Origin of the sequence: Streptomyces sp. BE303, from assembly GCF_036290945.1 — a bacterium.
Classification (GTDB): domain Bacteria; phylum Actinomycetota; class Actinomycetes; order Streptomycetales; family Streptomycetaceae; genus Kitasatospora.
Map to the genome: position 1 here is coordinate 1 of NZ_JAQYWZ010000716.1, position 16,919 is coordinate 16,919.

Genomic DNA, 16,919 nt, shown 5'->3' on the forward strand with positions numbered 1-16,919 from the left:
GTCCACCAGGGCCTTGACCTTGGTGTCCTGGCCGATCCAGTAGGGCATCGACCAGAACGTGACGGTGGTGGGCCCGGCGGACTCCGACGACCCGCCGCCGGAGGCGCAGGCCGAGGCGGCGAGGGCGAACGCGGACGCCAGGGAGAGGGCGGCGAGTCTGCGGCGGAGTGGTGCCATGGGTGGGTCTCCTTGTGCGACGGGCAGCGGCCGGGCCGGCCGTCCCGGAACGTGCGGGGGCAGGGAGAGGCCGGGCGATCCGGCCCAGAGACCGGCCCCAGAGCGGTGCGGCGTAACGTCGAAGCAGCAAGCTGGAGCCTTGCCCGAAACTTATGCGATATACGAAATGGCCGCCAGGGGTGTTGCCGTTTCGTGTTCTTGGCCAACCGGATCTCTCTCGGGCCGAGCCGGGGGATCGGTGGCAGGGGGCGCCACCATGCGGACGGCTCCGCAGACCCCGCCCGGCGGCCGTACCCTGCCGCCACCCGCGGAGCGGCGACGGCGCGGTCGTCCGGGCGCACTGCGGAGCGCGAGCGGCGTCACGGGTGGATCAGTTCGCCCAGCCCCAGGGTGCGCAGCGCGTGGTTGGCCATGTGCAGGTGGCCGACTGCGTTGGGGTGGATGGGGTCGTCGAGCCACTCGCCCGGGTCGCCGTCGGGGAAGCGGGCCAGCCAGTACGCCTCGTGGTCGACCAGGAGCGAGCCGGTGTCGTGGGCGATGTCCCGGACGGCCTGGCAGTAGGCGGGCAGGCCCGGGTGGGTGGTCCGGGCGGCGGGGCCGGTCGGGACGGGGGTCTGGAGGATGATCTGGGCACCGGGGGTGCGGGTGATGATCTCGCGCATGCCGGAGTGGAAGGCGTCGAGCCCGACCGCCCCGGCGTGCGCGTCGTTGGTGCCCAGGGAGATCGAGAGGATGTCGGGGGCGAACCGGCCGATCAGATGGTGGTAGGAGCCGAGGACGTCGGCGGAGGTCCAGCCGGACACGCCGGTGTTGACGACGATGTCCGTGCGGCGGTCCAGCTGTCGCCGCACGCGTTCGTGGAGGTGCTCGACCCATCCGCGGGCCCCTCGCGTGTGCGTGCTCGCCTGGGTGATGCTGTCTCCCGCCGTCACCCAGGTCATCGGCGCGGCCGACAGATCGATCATGCGTGTACCTCTCGCCTCGTTCGGATTCCGGACGCTGTTGCGGACGCACGCGGCGTCGGCGGCCTCGACGGGCCGCACCACGGTGCAGTGGTGGCGGCCGGCCGGACCATCCGGGCGCGCCATACGACGCAGACTCCCCTGTGCGATCTACGACAGCGATGCTTCGAGATCAGGACCTGGCCGGCCGGACGCCCGCGCTTCCACGTTCACTTCACCCCGACCGGCCCCACCAGGACAACATCCTTGCGGTCGACGTGAGGTGGGTGCAGTGCGCCGCCCATACGATTCTGTTATCGGCCCCATCAGCAATTCGGACCTTGCCGCCGTCGGCCGACGGGCCGAGAATCGGACCCCACGCTCCCGGGGAGGGGGCGGTGCCGGCGACGCGGTCGACGTGAGCGGGAGCAGCCTCGCCGACCGTGCCGCGGTCGTCCGCAGACCGAGCGCCGACGCCCCGGGCCGGGGCTCCGGGTTCGGACCGCTCGCAGACGGTCACACGCGTGTCGCCCACAGCCTCGGCGGCCTCTACCTCACCGCGGGCGCCACCCGGGACGGTCGGTTCGAACAGCACCCCTGTGGCGGAAGCAGCCCCCAGGCGTTCGTCCTCGGCCGACATCGCCGCGTCCACCGAGGTGCGAGATCCGCGGCCCCTCTCGACTGGCTGGCAGTAACCCCTTCATTTTCCTCCGGAAGAAAGGGACTTGGCGGCACAGTTCGTTCGCCGGATGCTCCGAACTCACGTGACCTTCGCCCGCCGGGATCGCTGATATGACGTGCACGAATTGCGGTCGGTCCATGAGGGTCTGGCCGCTTCGCAAGGGAAAGGAGCGACGGCGTGTCAACCTCCAGCAGCCCGAGGCCCGTTGCGCGGTGGTGGTCCTCGCCTCGCCCGCGTCAGGCCCGGTCCGCTCCGGTGACCTTCCGGTGAGCAGGAATGGCCCCCGCCGCAGTGCGCCGGGGCGGGGACCGCGTGGTGTGCTCCCGGGCGGGCTCCGGGGGCGGGTCGGGTGTGGGCCGGTGGATCGGCCGACTGCGGGGGAGGGCAGGGGAAGCGAGCGGTCACGGACGGGGGTAGACGCCGCACGACGTGACCGGTTTGCCGTTCGCGTCGTCGAGGCAGACCCCGACGTACGAGCCGCCGCCGACGACATCGGCGGGAAGCGTGGCGGGCACCGAGGTCACCGTGTTGCAGTGCGTACTGCTGCTCCTGGGGCCGAGCGGGTTGGCGTAGCCGTCGAACACGCTGTACCACGCCCTGCGGCAGCCGACGGACTTCAACGTCCCGGTGAAGCCCACCGATCGGTTGTACCAGGTGAGGGTGCCGGAGATGTAGCTGCCGGCGCCGTCGGCGACGTGGACCGGGGTGGTGGGGTAGGCGGCGGCCGTGGCCGGAGGTGCCGCGACGGCCGGTGCGGTCAGTGCGGCGGACGTGGCCAGGCTCGCCACGGTGAAGAGGGTGAGTGCAGTTCGGCGCAACACGGCGTTTGTCTCCATTGGTGGGAGTTTGCGGTGATGACGCCACAAGGTTGCCCGCAGCCCTTGCATGTCAACCCTGGCGGAGCGCGATGTCCACGGACGGCCCTGCCGGCGCCGGGGTGGCGCGAAGTCGGGTGGATTTCGTCCGTTGTCGTCCGCTTCGTCTTCGGACGGACCGTCAGGAGGCCCAGGGGGATGTCCTTGTCGGCAAAGGTCAGGTAAAGGAAAAATGGTCTGGACCTCTTGACGGCTTGGTCTGGACCTTTCTAGTCTCGCCGGAGCACCCTGCGAAGGACGTCGCGCAGCGTGCGACCACGGACTCCCCCACCCCTGTCCGCCCCCACGTCGAGGAGCCCCTCTCTTGAGTACTCGCTTCGCCATGTCGAAAAAGAAGTTGAGAGTCGCTGCAGCCGGTCTGACCGCGCTCGCCCTTCCGCTGGTCGCCGTCGTAGGCCTGTCCACCCCCGCCCAGGCCGCCACCGCCGCCACCGCCACCTTCGCCAAGGGCTCCGACTGGGGCTCGGGGTTCGACGGTAAGTGGACGGTCAAGAACACCGGCACGACCACGCTCACGTCCTGGACCATCGAGTGGGACTTCCCGACCGGTACGAGCGTCGCCTCGGCCTGGGACGCCACGGTCACCAGCTCCGGCACGCACTGGACCGCCAAGGACAAGGGCTGGAACGGCACCCTCACCCCCGGTGCCTCCGTGACCTTCGGCTTCAACGGCGCCGGCCCGGGCGTGCCCAGCGGCTGCAAGCTCAACGGCGCCTCCTGTGACGGCACCGACCTGCCCGGCGGCAACCAGGCGCCCTCCGCGCCCGGCACCCCGGTCGGCTCCGACGTCACCGACACCTCGCTGAAGGTGTCCTGGACCGCCGCCACCGACGACACCGGTATCAAGAACTACGACGTCCTGCGCAACGGCACCAAGGTCGCCACGGTGACCGGCCTCAGCTACAGCGACAGCAACCTCACCGCGGGCACCAGCTACGACTACACCGTTGTCGCCCGCGACACCGCGGACCTGACCGGCCCCGCCAGCGCCCCCGGCAGCGTGCGCACCACCGGCGGCGACGTCGTCGTCGGCGACAAGGTCAAGCTCGGGTACTTCACCAACTGGGGCGTCTACGGTCGCAACTACCACGTGAAGAACCTGGTGACCTCCGGCTCCGCCGCGAAGATTACCCACATCAACTACGCCTTCGGCAACGTCCAGAACGGCAAGTGCACCATCGGCGACGCCTACGCCGACTACGAGCGCGCCTACACCGCCGACCTGTCGGTCGACGGCGTGGCGGACACCTGGGACCAGCCGCTGCGCGGCAACTTCAACCAGCTGCGCGAGCTCAAGCGCCTCTACCCGCACATCAAGGTGATCTGGTCCTTCGGCGGCTGGACCTGGTCCGGCGGCTTCGGCCAGGCGATGCAGAACCCGGCCGCGTTCGCCAAGTCCTGCCACGACCTGGTCGAGGACCCCCGCTGGGCCGACGTCTTCGACGGCATCGACCTCGACTGGGAGTACCCGAACGCCTGCGGTCTGACCTGCGACACCAGCGGCGCCGACTCGTTCAAGAAGATGACCCAGGCGATGCGCACCGAGTTCGGCCGTGACCTGGTCACCGTGGCCGTCTCCGCCGACGCCTCCCCGGGCGGCAACATCGACAAGGCCGACTACGCCGCCGGTGCGCCGTACCTCGACTGGATCAACGTCATGACGTACGACTTCTTCGGTGCCTGGGCGGCGAAGGGCCCGACGGCCCCGCACTCCCCGCTCACCACGTACAACGGCATCCCGAAGGCCGGCTTCACCTCGGCCGAGGCCATCGCCAAGTACAAGTCGATCGGCGTGCCGGCCGACAAGCTGCTGCTCGGCATCGGCTTCTACGGCCGTGGCTGGACCGGCGTGACCCAGTCCGCCCCGGGTGGTACCGCCACCGGTGCGGCGGCCGGTACGTACGAGACCGGCATCGAGGACTACAAGGTCCTCAAGAACACCTGCCCCGTCACCGGCACGGTGGCCGGCACCGCCTACGCCCACTGCGGCACCAACTGGTGGAGCTACGACACCCCGGCGACCATCGCCTCGAAGATGGCGTGGACCAAGGCCCAGAACCTGCGCGGCGCCTTCTTCTGGGAGTTCAGCGGTGACACCGCCAACGGCGAGCTGGTGAACGCGATCCACAGCGGTCTCCAGTAACACCTGCACCACCGTTCGACCACAGCACCACAGCACCGCAGCACTGTACGAAGCGGCCCGCCGGCCATCCGCCGGCGGGCCGCCGTGCTGTGTCGGTGCCCGCAGCCGTCGAGAAGGTGCGGTTGTTCCAGGGCGGCCGCGAGGCGGCGGCGAAGGTCCGGGAGGATGCGTCGCGCCGGTGCACCCGCCCCGGACACGGTGAAACCGTCGGCCTACCCGGCCTGGACGGCTCACGGGGCAGTGACGTCACGATCACGGTGGCCTCGCCATCCGGCCCAGCTGATATCGCCCGATGAAGTGACAAGCGGGTGTCACTCGGTCCGGGGCCGTCCGTGCTCTGCCTCCTTGGGACTGGTGACCTCCTCATTCCTCGGGACATGCCGTCGTGGCTCGGTGGGCCTGATCGCCGCAGCCGTTCTCTGCTCGTCGGCCGTCCTCGGTGCGGGCACGGCGCGAGCCCAACCGATGCCCGTTCCCGTCCCCGTGCCGTCGCCCGCGCCGTCGCCGTCCGCCGGCGCCGCGCTGCCGGACGAAGGGCTCGCGCCGCCGACCGGGCCGCTCGGACCGGACGGAGAGCCGGCCGCGGTGGCCGAACCCGGCCCGGCCCCGACGGCGGAGGCCGTTCGGGAGTGGACGGACACCGCGTTGGCGATCGTGGAGGGCGAGGCCCGACTGTCGGTCGTGCGGGACAGGGCCGTACACCTCCGTCAGGACGCCGCCGCCGCCGTGGCGTCAGCGGACGCCGGGCGGGTCCGCCAGGAGGTGCTGGGAGACCTGCTCAGCGGGTTGGCCCAGGCCCAGTACCTGAACCACGGGATGGTCCAGCTGGCCGCCTTCCTCAGCTCCACACCCGAACAGAGCCTTGAACGATGGCGGGGCGAGCGGCTCAGCGACGACGCCCTCGCCGACCGCTACCACGATGCCGAGGAGGTGCGCCGGGCCCGGGCGCAGCAGGCGGAGCTCGCCCGTGCTGCCGAGTCGGCGGGCGCCGAGGAGGTCCACCGGGTCGAGGCGGACCAGGGTGGTCTGGTGCAGCGGCAGGAGAGGATGCGCGCGGATCTCGCGGACCGGTTCGGCGACGGGGTCTGGCAGCCGGGGACGTACCGGAACTCGACGCTGGCCGACGGCCGGACCGACCCGGTCGCCCAACGCGCCGTCGCCTACGCGCTGAGCCGCATGGGCAGCCCCTACGTCTGGGGCGCGACCGGGCCGACGGAGTTCGACTGCTCCGGCCTGACCTCGAAGGCGTGGGAGGCGGCCGGTGTCACCGTGCCCCGGACCAGTCAGGAGCAGTGGGCGAAGCTCCCGCGCGTTCCGAGTGGCGCTCCGCTGCGCCCGGGTGATCTGGTGGTCTATTTCGAGGAGGCGACCCACGTCGGCCTGTATGTGGGTGACGGGTTGGTGGTCCACGCGCCCCGGCCCGGCACGGTGGTCCGGCTCACCGCTCTGCAACGGATGCCGGTCGTCGGAGTGGTGCGGCCGGAGCCTTCACCGCCCCGGCCGTAGCGTCTCGTCAGGCAGCGGGCAGTCACCCGTCTTCACGCCATGGCCGCGCCCTCGCCGAGGAAGTCCCTCACTCCCGATTCCGGCCGATTCCCGGTATGGGACGCACACTGTTCTCTCCCGGCCTTCCCCGGCAGCTCGGCGAAGTCATTCGCGAGCACACCGTGTAGAGAACGGAAGGCCGAGCGCATCCCCGTCCACGGCGCCCGAATGCCGTCCGGCGGCGCTCGCCCGTCATCGGCGGTGTCCGAGTCCCGCAAGGGGCGCAGCCTGTCAGGCACACCGGGCATCCGGAACGAGGGCCGGTGCGGCGTGACTACTGCGACGCCCGCACTGCTGCCCCCGCGGAGGCGACATCCAGGTCGATCACGACCTCCTCACCCTCCCAGCGGCCGCGCTCCGAGATCACCAGGCCGATCAGTGCCAGATCGCCGGCCTGGTCCCGCAGCGCGTACTGCTCGTGGGTCTCCTCGCCGAGGTCACCCAACTCGTCACGCTCCCAGGCATCCACCGCGGCCTCGGCCACAGCCCTGGGCAGTCGCACGGTGACACGGCCGACCTGGGCGTCGACATGCTCCCCGATCACTGCCAGCACCTTCGAGTCTTCCCGATACCGGACGTACTGCTCTTGATCCACCACAGGGCGAGGCTACTCGGACTGCTGAAGCCGTCTCGACCGAATTGACCCGGCGGTCCTGTGCGGGGCAGCGGTCATGGCAGTAGCGTTTCCCCGGCCTCGGCCCCCGACCCCGGCGGCTTGCAGGCGGTCACGACCGCCGCTCCTCCGACCGGCCGACACGCGGGCTACTCCCGCCAGCCCGCTGTCGCGGCGGCGCGTTCCCGCCACTGCCTCACACCCGGGCCGTTCGACTCCCAGCGGTCGCAGAACCGCTCCAGGTCGGCGCACCTGGCCAGCATGGCGGCCTGGCGCACCGGCCAAGCGGGCACAGGCCCGCCGTAGGCGTCGAAGAAGTGGCCGAGCTCCTGGCGGTGCTCGGCGTGGTGCATCCGTACGATCCACTCGCACCAGGCCAGGTCCTCGACCGCGTCGCCGAGGTGGGCGAACTCCCAGTCGACCACGGCAGTGACCCGGAACGCAGCCGGGGTCACGGGTGCCAGGAGCAGGTTGTTGGGCCCGAAGTCCCCGTGCACGAGCACCTGGCCGACATCGTGGGTCTTCGCCCCAAGGATGCTCGGCGCGATCTCGTGGATGCGGCGCAGCAGTGCCCCGCAAGCCTCCAGGACCGGAGCCGCGCTACCGGCCTCCATCAGTTCCTGGCCCGGGGTGCCGGCGACGAACCCGAGGGAGAGGATCCCGTTGTCCAGGCCATGTACCGGAGGGACCGGCAGCTTTCCCTCCAGCCGGGTCAGCAGCGTGTGCTCCCGCGCGCGCCGGAGCCCGGCATCGGGACCTTCATAGGTCTTCTCCACCACCGATCCGTCGCCGACGGTGCGGTTGGTGTAGCCGTGCTTCAACGGACGCATCCACAGATCATCGATCACGACGCCGCGTGGTTCTGCACCGGGCCCGAGAGGTCGGCGTCTGCGGACGAGGTGAGGCGAAGGAGGACGAGGAGGGAAGGGGTGGCCCGTCCGATCAGATGTCGGGTCTCGTGGTGTGCCGGGACCGGCGACGTTCGACGGCGCCGTCGCGACCGAACGCATGGCCGCGCCCCGTAGTACAGTCCGCGAGGACGATCACCGGGGGGAGCGTATGGCAGCGATACGTCGCAGGCGGATTGCATGGTGGCTCAGAGGACTGGCGTTGGTGACTCTCCTGGCGTACCTGCCGGGCTGTCAGGCCTCGCGCTCGGGCGGGCTGGTGGAGGTCGAGCGCTGGTTCAACCGCCCGGTGCTGCTGATCGGGGCAGCGGTCCTGCTGATCGTGGTCTCGGTGGTGGTCGAGTTCGAGTTCCGCTCCAGGTGGTCGCAGATCGGCTTCGCAGCTGTCCTGGTGGCTCTCGGCTTCGTCGGGCTGCCGATCGCCCTCCTGTCGTTCGCGATGGGCGAGGACGGTCGGGCAGTCGACCGGAAGGCCGATCCGAACCACCCGGACCACGTGCTGACCGCGACCGACATCGCCTTCTCGATCGACCCGGTCTACCGCGTGGAGCTGCTGACCGGCAGCGGGTGGTCAGCCCGCCACTGGGATCTGGGCGTGTGGGAGGAGGCCGGCGGACGCGGCTTCTTCAAGAGTGCCAAGTGGTCCGGGGCGGACGAGATCACCGTGTTCGCGGAGAAGGAGACCACGGTGTTCACCGTGGACCCGGTCAGCGGCCGTCCGGGCGAGCCGAGGGCGGGGGCCCGGTAGTCCGCTCGCCTGACAGTGGCGCGTGGCACAGTTCCGCCCATGAACATCGTCGCCACGCCGCACAGTTGGGACGGCGCCGTCGCTCTCTTCGAGCAGCGGAGCCTGCCCGTCAGCACCTACGAGAACCTGTACGAGGAGGACTACGACGTCCACGCGGGTGACCTCGCCATCGACGGCCACCTCGACCTCGACGCCGTCGAGCCGGACGGCACCGGCTACATCGTCGACGGGAACCTCGACGTCGCCGGCGCGATCCTCAACCTCGACGACGGCTGCCCTGCCCTGATCGTCCTCGGCGACCTCAGGGCCACCGCCGTCTACCTGGAGGGCGACGCCAAACTGCTCGTCCGGGGGAGCGTCCACGTCGAGGCGTTCGTCGGTAACATGACCGACAAACTGGTGATGATCCACGGCGACCTCCACGCCCACGCCACCGTCCTGTCCTCCGAGTTCGCCCCGGATCTCATCGGCGGCGCCCTGCACGGGCCCGTCCTCGCACCCGACTACCTCGCTCCCGCTCCCGGCCGACCGACGGTCGCTCCTGAAACGGTGCTCGTTCCCGAGGTCCTGCGCACCGGCGCCGACGACGACCCCGACGACCTGCGCTGCTTCGACGCTCCCGGCGTCCACGGCGGGCGCCTCCTGCGCCGCATCGAGGCCGGGCTGCCCGTCACCCTGACCGCTCGGTCCACGGCCGGGCCCGCCACCGGGCGGTAACGGGGGCGGCTCCTCCCGGACATCGGCTCCGGCCGATGTCCGGCGGGCCCCGCTGCCGTCTGTCTCGTCAGCCGTGGCCGTCGCCGGGTCGTCCTGGCCCGCTCCCGCGGCCGGCACGGCGACGTCATCGTGCTCCTGGAAGGGCTCAGGATCACCGGCCCGCCGAACACCGACGACCGGCCGGCGCGCCAAGTCCGCATCCCGATAGGGTCCTTGGACGAGGAGGGATGACCTTGGGCATGGATGATCTTGTCGCCGGCCGGTTGCCATGGCCGGCGGTGATGGCGGAGCTGGCCCGGGCACGGCCGGTGTTCCACTCGGAGGCCGACCTGCAGCACGCGTTCGCCCGGACGCTCTGGGAGCTCGACCGCGAGGTGCGGTGCCGCCTGGAGGTGCGGCAGACCACCTCGGACGGTGCCGAGCACCTCGACCTGCTCTGTGCCACCGCGGAGGGTCGGACCGCGGTGGAGTTCAAGTACGTCAAGAGCGCCTGGAGCGGAGCGGTGGGTGCCGGACCTTCGGGCGAGCAGTACGCCCTGAAGGCGCACGGTGCCCCTGATCTGGCCAGGCGCGACTTCGTGTTCGACGTGGCACGGCTGGAACGGTTCTGCGACCGGGCGGACCAGAACGGTCTGGCGCTGATGGTCACCAACAACTCGGCCTTGTGGCGGGAGCCGAAGCCGTTGGCGAAGCTGCCGCGCGACCACGCGTTCCGGTTGCACGAGGGCGGCGAACTGACCGGGGAACTGCTGTGGGGCGGGGGTGACTACCCGCCCAACACCCGCGTCCTGCGCGGAACGTACCCCCTGCGCTGGCAGCCGTACTCGGTCCGGCCCGGGGCGGCGGGGGAGTTCCGATACCTGGCCCTGTTCGTCGAACCGGGCGGGACGGCTCCCGCGGAACCGGACGCCTCGGAGGCGGACAGCCGACCGGCCTGATCGCGCCCGGCCCGGCCCGGACGCACCTCCGGAACCGCGGGCACGTCGGCGGCGAGCGTGTGGACGGGCGGTTCGCGCGCGGGCGCCCGTCGGCTCCTGCTTCGGCCTCGACTGAGTACGGATACTCAGGCGCCCGCCGCTCGTGCGGCGTCACACTGGGGACGTCATGACGGGTGCGAAGGGGGCGGTTGTGAGGCGTGCGAGGGTTCTCACGGTTCTGGCGGTACTGGCGGCGTGTGCGGTGACGGGTGCGGGCCCTGCGGCCGCTGCCGATGACGTGCTGCTCCCGCACCCCGGGCCGGACGGCCTGGTGTGGGTGCCGGACCAGGTGGGGGACGGCGGTTTCGTGTCGGGCGGAGCGTGGAGCACCCTGCCGACCGTCCTCACGGTGGCCTGCGAGGGCGGCGGCAGCGTGCAGGTGACGATGGAGTCGCAGGGGGTGCAGACGGCTTCGCTCACCGTGGACTGCCCGGTCGGAACCGCCGGGGTGGGGTCGGCGACCATGGCTCCGGGGGTCGTGCTGGGATCTTTCTACGTGGGCGTCGACGCGTCCGGTGACACGATCCGGTGGGCCGCGACGGTGACGCAACCGGAGTAGACGCCGTGTTAACGGGGGGCTGCCGCCACACCACCGTGCGGCGGCAGCCCCCGCACCGATGAGCGCCGTCTGCCGGACGCCGCCGGACGCGCGACCGCGGACGGCCGGACCCTAACCGGGAAGGTGGATCAGGAAGCCCCAGGCCTGCTGCTCGTCGCGGACGTCCAGCGGTCGCAGGGCGATCCGCTGCGGAGCGATGTCCAGCACGCTGAGATCGAGCGCCAGCTCGGTCCCTCCGACCGGACCGCCTGGGACGACCACGTGGAACCGGGAGGCGTCCGGATCTCCGGCCGGGCGGAGCTCCCACTCCCGGGGCTCGGACGAGCCGACCACCTCGGAGTTCTCCTCCGGATCGCCGTAGTAGCCCGCGTAGGAGCGGTGCCGCTGGTTGCGGAGCAGGACGTTGCCGTTGTCGAGTTCCTCCACCTCCCACGACTGCGCCTCCACCTTGCCTCCGTGGGGAGGGAGGAGCAGCACGTGCTCCTTGACTCCCGGCAGGCTGAGCAGCTGCTCGTTGGGCTTGTCGATGCCGTAGGTGCCGCTCGGTACGGGTGCCATGGGCGGTCTCCCCTCGTTCGTGTGGTGCCGCACGGCACCGCAGATCGATGAATGGGACGATTCAACCCGCGAAGGACGGGACGTGTACGGACCGACACGAGGTGCCGGCCCGCCGAGCCCGGGCACCTGAAGGCGCAGGCCGGTCCGGGACTCGGCCGTGGCCGGCGGTGCTGCTCCGGACGAGTACGCGCCCGCGTCAGGGCGAAGGCGGCGCCGGGGAGTTGCGGTGGGCGGCGATCCAGGCGTCGGCGTCGCGGAGGGCGGTTTCGAGCGGGCCGAAGAGAGTGCCGGTGGCGGGGACGACGGCGCCGGGCCCGAGGTGCTCGGCCAGACCGGTGTCGGCGACGATCCTGGCGAGCGGGGGCTGGACGCCGGCGAGGATCAGGTGTCCGCCCGCGTGGTGGAGTTCGTCCGCCTTGCGGCGCAGGAGCTTGATCATGGCGGACGACGGTACGTCGGGGAGGGTGCGGACGACGAGGACGAGGACGGCGCCCTCGGCGGGCGCGGGCCAGCTCCGGTCCATGCGGGGGAGTTCGGCGAAGAGGCTGACGCCGTTGTAGTCGAGGACGGTGACCTGCCCGGGGGTCAGCCGGTCGGGCGGGGGCGCGGTCCTCCAACGGCCGTCGCCCGCGGGTTCGAGGGCGAGGAGCCGGGACTGGCGGGCGGCCTGGGCACAGTAGAGCAGGAGGGAGACGACGGCGCCCAGAATGACGGCCTGCTGGAGCGGGAGCTCAGTGGTGGCGAGGAAGGTGAGGGCCATCGCGGCGGTCGACAGGGGAGAGGTCTTCAGGACGAGGCGGATGTCGGGGATCTTGCCGGCGATGAGTTCGGTGCCGACGACGATGATCAGGCCGCCGATGACGGGCATCGGGATGCGCTCGGCCAGGGGCGCGAGGGTGAGGACGATCGCGGCGAGCCACAGGCCGGAGAAGATCCCGGTCCAGCGGGTGCGGGCGCCGGCGGAGACGGCGACACCGGTGCGCGACAGGGAGCCGCCGACCGGCAGGGACTGGAACAGGGCCCCGGCGACGTTGGCCGCACCCTGGGCGGCGAAGTCGCCGTTGACGGAGGAACGGGAGCCGTCCGGGTTGGGGACGGTCGGGGCGATACCGGCCGCTTGCGCGAGGGCGACCAGGGCGATGGAGACGGCGCCGCCGAGCAGGTGCGGGAACGCCGACCAGTCGGGGGCGGTGAAGTGGGGCAGGGCCGAGGGGATGTCGGCGATGCCCTCGACCAGCTCCACACCGGTGCCCAGCGCGGCGACCGCGCTGCTGACGACCACCATGGCGATCAGCAGCGCGACCGTTCTCAGCCGCTTCACGGCGTGGGCCAGGGCCCAGACGCCGACGGTGGCGGTCGCGGTCAGGGTGGCAGCGAGCTCCCAGGAACCGACGTGCACCACCCAGTCGCCCAGCTGCACGAGCTTGTTGTGGCCCTGCGGCTTGTAGCCGGTGGCGTCCTTCAGGACACCGGTGATGATCTGCACGGCGATGCCGACGGAGAAGCCGGTCATCACCGCGTTGGAGACGAACGAGAGCACCACTCCGAGCCGCAGGACGCCCATGAGCAGCATGACGAGGCCGGTCATCACGGCGAGCATCGCGATGTTTCCGCTGCTGCCGGCATCGAGGCCGGCGTCGGCCAGGACGCTCTGCGCCGTGAGTGAGATGGCGCTGGTGAGGGTGGTGACCATCAGTACGGTGCGGGCGGTGATCGAGCCGACGACGGCGGGCACGACACCGGAGAAGAGTCCGGCGACCGGGTTGAACCCGGCGATCGCCGCGTAGGCCATGCCTTCGGGGATGCTGAACAGGCCGGTGACCAGACCGGCGGAGACATCGGCGGGCCGCGGCCTGCCCAGGTGGGGGCGGCGGAGCCTGGAGGGTGCGGTTCGGGTCATGCGCGGCTTCGGTGGCATGCGGGGCCGTGGTCGCGGTGTCGGACGGTCAGGGAGTGACGACCGGGAAGGACTTGTCGACCGGTGTGACCAGGGAGAAGAGGCGATCGAGGGCGCCGAGGTCGCCCTCGTGGTCGATCTTCTCCGAACCGCCGCCGGCCAGCAGGCCCAGCAGCTGGGGCTTGGTCAGGGTCAGGGTGAGGTCGGCGGCTGTCCTGGCCGCGCCGCTCGGGGGAACGGTGCGGTGGGTCAGGGCGCCGTTGCTGAGGGTCAGACGGTGGCGCCGGCGCTCGTCGACGAGGGCCAGGTCGATCGTCAGGTTCTCCTGCCAGGCCCGGGGGCCGTCGACGCGGACCGCGATCGAGTCGAGGAGCATGTCGACGGTCAGGGCCATCGCCATCTCGGGGTTGGTGGAGTCCAGCAGGATGGTGCCCGGTCCCTGGCGCAGTTCCAGGGCCGCGGTGAGGAAGAAGTTGCGCCAGGGGCCGTTCTCCGCGCCGTGACCGAGCCGGTCGTAGACGCCGGCGAGCGCGTCCTTGGCCGCGGTGTCGGAGGCGTCGGCGAAGACCAGGTGGTTGAGGAGGGTGGCGGCGAAACGCAGGTCCCCGTCCTGGGTGAAGGCCCGGGCCTTCGCCAGTGCCTGGTCCCGCCCGCCGAGCGCGTCCACGTACCGGCGGGCCTGCTCCACCGGCGGGTGCTCCCACAGGTGCGCCGGGTTGCCGTCGAACCAGCCCAGGTACCGCTGGTAGACGGCCTTGACGTTGTGCGAGAGCGAGCCGTAGTAGCCCCGCGCGTGCCAGGAGGTCTCCAGCGCCGGCGGCAGCTCCAGCTGCTCGGCGATCTCCGGCCCGGTCAGCCCGTCGTTCAGCAGCCGCAGGGTCTGGTCGTGCAGGTAGGCGTACAGGTCGCGCTGCGCCGACAGGAACGTCACGACGTTGCCGTGACCCCAGGTGGGCCAGTGGTGCGAGGCGAACGCCACGTCGTACCGTCCGTCGAAGAAGTCGATCGCCTCGTCCAGGTAGCGGGCCCAGATCCGGGCGTCCCGGACCACTGCGCCGCGCAGGGTCAGGATGTTGTGCATGTTGTGCGTGGCGTTCTCCGCCAGGCACAGGGCCCGCCTGTCGGGGAACAGGAAGTTCATCTCGGCCGGGGCCTCGGTGCCGGGGGTCAGCTGGAAGACGATCCGCACCCCGTCGACCGTCTCCTCCTGCCCGGTGTGGGTGATGTCGAGCGTCGGCGGGATCAGCGTGACCGTGCCGGTCGAGGTGGTCATGCCCAGCCCGGCACTGATCTGTCCCTCGGGGCCCTTGGGCAGCCGGTCCCCGTACATGAACATCGCCCGCCGGGTCATGGCGTTGCCCGCGTAGACGTTCTCGCTCACCGCGTGTTCGAGGAAGCCCACCGGGGCGATCACCGGCACCCCCTCCTCCGTACCGGCCGGCAGCACACCGCGCGAACCGCCGAAGTGGTCGCCGTGCGAATGCGTGTAGACCAGGCCCGTCACCGGCCGCCGACCCCGGTGCTCGCGGTACAGCGCGAGCGCCGCCGCAGCGGTCTGCGCGGAGATCAGCGGGTCGATCACGATCACCCCGCGCTCGCCCTCCACCAGCGTCATGTTCGACAGGTCCAGACCCCGCACCTGGTAGATGCCCTCGGTCACCTCGAACAGGCCCTGCTTCGCACACAGCTGCGCCTGGCGCCACAGGCTCGGGTTCGCGGTGGGCGGGCATTCGCCCCGCAGGAAGTCGTAGGCGTCGTTGTCCCAGATCACCCGCCCGTCCTCGGCCTTCACCACGGCGGGCACCAGCGAAGCGATCAGTCCGCGCTCCGCGTTCTCGAAATCCGTCCTGTCACCGAAGGGCAGTGAGGAGGTCATGCGTCGCTCCGATCCGAAGCCGAGCCGGGAACCCCGATCCGCGGCCCGCACCGGGCGCACCCGGCGGCGGAACGGCGGCGTACCCGGCCCACCCTAGGACGATCACGGACAGGACCCCGAGTCCTGTTGGACCTTCCGGGTGAAGGCCGAGAGACGCGCCACCGACACTGCCCTCGGCCCCCTCTCGCCACGAGCGTGCGCAAGGCCCGGCGCCCCGTCCGGCGACGCCGCTCGAACCGGGTGCGGGTCGGTGGCGGCCACCGGCGGATGCGTCCTCGTGCGGCTACTCGAAGCGTGCGGGGTCGCCGGCTCCGCGGCGGACGATCTCCGCTCCGCCGTCGGAGAAGTCGACGACCGTGGTCGGGGTCGTGCCGCAGTCCCCGGAATCGACGACGGCGTCCAGCACGTGGTCGAGCCGTTCCTTGATCTCCCACCCCTGGGTCATCGGCTCGTCCTCGCCGGGCAGGAGCAGGGTGCTGGACACGAGGGGCTCGCCGAGCGTGGCGAGCAGGGCCCGCGTGACGGTGTGGTCGGGGATCCGGACGCCGACGGTCTTCTTCTTCGGGTGCATCAGACGGCGCGGGACCTCCTTGGTGGCGGGGAGGATGAAGGTGTAGCTGCCCGGTGTCGCGGCCTTGATGGCACGGAAGACGTCGTTGTCGATGTGGACGAACTGCCCCAGCTGGGCGAAGTTCTCGCACATCAGGGTGAAGTGGTGGCGGTCGTCGAGGCGCCTGATCGACCGGATCCGGTCGAGGCCCTCGTGGTTGCCCATGCGGCAGCCGAGGGCGAAACAGGAGTCGGTCGGGTACGCGATGAGGGCTCCGGAGCGGAGGCTGCCGGCCACGGTGTTGATGGTGCGGGCCTGGGGGGTCTGCGGGTGAACGTCGAAGTACTTCGCCATTGGCCGACCCTACGGGATCCGCCCGGCCGTCGTGGGACCGGCCCGCGGTGGGGCGGGGCCGGGGCCAGCCCGGCGCGCCGTCCGCGCGAGCCGGTCAGGGTCGTAGCGGTCAGGGGTGGGGGGCACCTCGCGGGGCGGGCGGTACTCAGACGCTGCCCGCGGTGGCGACGTGCTCCGCGGCGGGTTCCTCGTCGACGGCCACCCGGTGGCCGGTGGCGCGCAGTTCGGCGCTCCGGAAGGGTTCGAGCTGCTCGCGGCCGGCCGGCATCACCTGGTGGTACCAGTGGCGCAGCAGCGGGTCGGGCTGGTCGGTGGCGTAGAAGGAGTTGTGGACGACGCCCCGGGCGCCTACCAGCGCCTGCTCTCGGGCGGTGGGGCCGTCGAGGATGGTCACGACGTCGCCGTTGGCGAAGGGGGGCGCGGTGGCGGCCTCCTCCTCACCGACCTCCGCGCCGCGGACCGCAGGGTGGAGGAAGACGTCCCCGCGCGCCGTACGTTCCCAGCGGGGCCAGTCGCCGTGCTCGTCCGGGCGCAGTCCCAGGGCGAGGAGGCAGTGCGTGGTGGAGGCGGAGGGGGTGAGTTCCACGTCGAGGAGGAGCAGGGAGGGGGTGCGCCAGTGGGGTCCGCGCGAGGTGACGGTGACGCGGCCGAGGGGGGCGAGCGCGTCGGCGACGGCGCGGGTCAGCCGCGGGCCTTCCTCGGCGGGGGCCTCCAGCCGCAGGTTCATCCAGACGAGGCGGTGAGGGGCCAGGGGCATCGTTCGGTCGCTTTCCCGAGTCGGTGGTCGAATCGTGCGCGG

General features: G+C 71.4%; 15 protein-coding genes. 6 read left to right on the forward strand and 9 right to left on the reverse strand.

The annotated features are described in order from the left end of the window. Window positions 1-536: 536 nt before the first annotated feature. Both PUR56_RS19900 and PUR56_RS19905 read right to left on the reverse strand, forming a co-directional pair. The gene (locus tag PUR56_RS19900; protein ID WP_329875852.1) at window positions 537-1,142 is read right to left on the reverse strand and encodes an SGNH/GDSL hydrolase family protein; all 606 of its coding nucleotides are present in this window, start codon (window positions 1,140-1,142) and stop codon (window positions 537-539) included. Between the two features lie 1,059 nt (window positions 1,143-2,201). Beyond that, entirely contained in the window at window positions 2,202-2,636 is a 435-nt protein-coding gene (locus tag PUR56_RS19905; RefSeq protein WP_329875854.1) for a hypothetical protein, read from the reverse strand. 361 nt (window positions 2,637-2,997) lie between these two features. On the opposite strand from PUR56_RS19905, the gene PUR56_RS19910 reads away from it, so the two are divergent. Both PUR56_RS19910 and PUR56_RS19915 read left to right on the forward strand, forming a co-directional pair. Beyond that, window positions 2,998-4,818 carry a glycosyl hydrolase family 18 protein gene (locus PUR56_RS19910; protein WP_329949919.1) on the forward strand — a complete coding sequence of 607 codons (1,821 nt, stop codon included), beginning with the start codon at window positions 2,998-3,000 and terminating at the stop codon, window positions 4,816-4,818. 465 nt (window positions 4,819-5,283) lie between these two features. Further along, window positions 5,284-6,324, forward strand: coding sequence for a C40 family peptidase (locus tag PUR56_RS19915; protein ID WP_329949920.1), 1,041 nt, complete (start codon window positions 5,284-5,286; stop codon window positions 6,322-6,324). Between the two features lie 313 nt (window positions 6,325-6,637). On the opposite strand, the gene PUR56_RS19920 is transcribed toward PUR56_RS19915, so the two are convergent. Both PUR56_RS19920 and PUR56_RS19925 read right to left on the reverse strand, forming a co-directional pair. Next, on the reverse strand, window positions 6,638-6,907 hold the full coding sequence (locus tag PUR56_RS19920) for a hypothetical protein (RefSeq protein ID WP_329949921.1): 270 nt from the start codon (window positions 6,905-6,907) through the stop codon (window positions 6,638-6,640). Between the two features lie 218 nt (window positions 6,908-7,125). Beyond that, a complete protein-coding gene (locus tag PUR56_RS19925; RefSeq protein ID WP_329949922.1) occupies window positions 7,126-7,806 on the reverse strand; it encodes a phosphotransferase family protein in 681 nt (226 codons plus the stop codon). A gap of 283 nt (window positions 7,807-8,089) precedes the next feature. Here PUR56_RS19925 and PUR56_RS19930 point away from each other — a divergent pair, with 283 nt between their 5' ends. The 4 genes from PUR56_RS19930 to PUR56_RS19945 all read left to right on the forward strand — a co-directional run bounded on the left by PUR56_RS19930 (window position 8,090) and on the right by PUR56_RS19945 (window position 10,885). Then, a complete protein-coding gene (locus PUR56_RS19930) occupies window positions 8,090-8,632 on the forward strand; it encodes a hypothetical protein (RefSeq protein WP_329949923.1) in 543 nt (180 codons plus the stop codon). A gap of 39 nt (window positions 8,633-8,671) precedes the next feature. After that, window positions 8,672-9,349, forward strand: a complete 678-nt coding sequence (locus PUR56_RS19935; RefSeq protein ID WP_329949924.1) for a hypothetical protein — start codon at window positions 8,672-8,674, stop codon at window positions 9,347-9,349. Between the two features lie 239 nt (window positions 9,350-9,588). After that, window positions 9,589-10,287, forward strand: coding sequence for a hypothetical protein (locus PUR56_RS19940; protein WP_329949925.1), 699 nt, complete (start codon window positions 9,589-9,591; stop codon window positions 10,285-10,287). Window positions 10,288-10,564: 277 nt separating this feature from the next. Further along, window positions 10,565-10,885, forward strand: a complete 321-nt coding sequence (locus tag PUR56_RS19945; protein ID WP_329949926.1) for a hypothetical protein — start codon at window positions 10,565-10,567, stop codon at window positions 10,883-10,885. Between the two features lie 111 nt (window positions 10,886-10,996). Here the strand turns inward: PUR56_RS19945 and PUR56_RS19950 are convergent, their stop codons facing one another. The 5 genes from PUR56_RS19950 to PUR56_RS19970 all read right to left on the reverse strand — a co-directional run bounded on the left by PUR56_RS19950 (window position 10,997) and on the right by PUR56_RS19970 (window position 16,877). After that, window positions 10,997-11,443 carry a hypothetical protein gene (locus PUR56_RS19950; protein ID WP_329875873.1) on the reverse strand — a complete coding sequence of 149 codons (447 nt, stop codon included), beginning with the start codon at window positions 11,441-11,443 and terminating at the stop codon, window positions 10,997-10,999. A gap of 196 nt (window positions 11,444-11,639) precedes the next feature. Next, window positions 11,640-13,343, reverse strand: coding sequence for a SulP family inorganic anion transporter (locus PUR56_RS19955; RefSeq protein ID WP_329949927.1), 1,704 nt, complete (start codon window positions 13,341-13,343; stop codon window positions 11,640-11,642). A gap of 46 nt (window positions 13,344-13,389) precedes the next feature. Then, complete coding sequence (locus tag PUR56_RS19960; RefSeq protein ID WP_329949928.1) at window positions 13,390-15,216, reverse strand: alkyl/aryl-sulfatase; 1,827 nt, start codon at window positions 15,214-15,216, stop codon at window positions 13,390-13,392. 283 nt (window positions 15,217-15,499) lie between these two features. After that, on the reverse strand, window positions 15,500-16,120 hold the full coding sequence (locus PUR56_RS19965) for an L-threonylcarbamoyladenylate synthase (RefSeq protein WP_329949929.1): 621 nt from the start codon (window positions 16,118-16,120) through the stop codon (window positions 15,500-15,502). 145 nt (window positions 16,121-16,265) lie between these two features. Then, entirely contained in the window at window positions 16,266-16,877 is a 612-nt protein-coding gene (locus PUR56_RS19970; protein ID WP_329875881.1) for a hypothetical protein, read from the reverse strand. Window positions 16,878-16,919 lie beyond the last annotated feature (42 nt).